1 protein-coding gene is annotated in these 519 nt (G+C 55.3%); it reads left to right on the top strand.

Annotated elements, in window-relative coordinates:
- Positions 1 to 297 precede the first annotated feature (297 nt).
- Positions 298 to 519 (top strand): hypothetical protein (locus P792_RS37665; RefSeq protein WP_200863485.1); only part of this gene is annotated, 222 nt, incomplete at its 3' end.

Genomic DNA, 519 nt, shown 5'->3' with positions numbered 1-519 from the left:
GATCGACTGGCAGGGAATCATGGCCGCAAAGCCTGGCGCTTGGCTGCCACGACCCGACTCCGCGCGTGCGATCGATTTTTACGCCAAGCAGACCGATAACCACGTTTCTCATGAGACGATTATTCCAGATAAAAGACGATATGCATAGATCAGAACCGGAAAGGTCGATCTGATGAGAAGATAGGTTTTCTCTATTGGTATCAGCACCTTATCCTGAAAGTCAGGTTTTCTTTCGGCCATACTTTCTGCCGTTCATGCTTGAGCCACATGCAAGCGACGAAAAGAAAGGACATGGCCATGAACGCGCCTGTAGAGATCGACGGCAAAATTCTGATTGAATGGGGCCACACACCCGGGCCCGCATTTGGCGCAGCGCTTGAGCAGGCACGCGCCTTGGCGGCAGAGGGGCGTGATGAGGCCGCCATACGCGCTGCCGTGGCTCCGGCGCCATTACCGCCCAAACTTCCGCTTCAGGACGCCGATACAGTCCCGCTCCATGTTTCGCTGGATGCCGAAACA

Source organism: Asaia sp. SF2.1 (genome assembly GCF_000505765.1).
GTDB lineage: Bacteria > Pseudomonadota > Alphaproteobacteria > Acetobacterales > Acetobacteraceae > Asaia > Asaia bogorensis.
The sequence above is the reverse complement of the archived record's forward strand: the minus strand, read 5'-3'. Positions and strand labels throughout refer to the sequence as shown.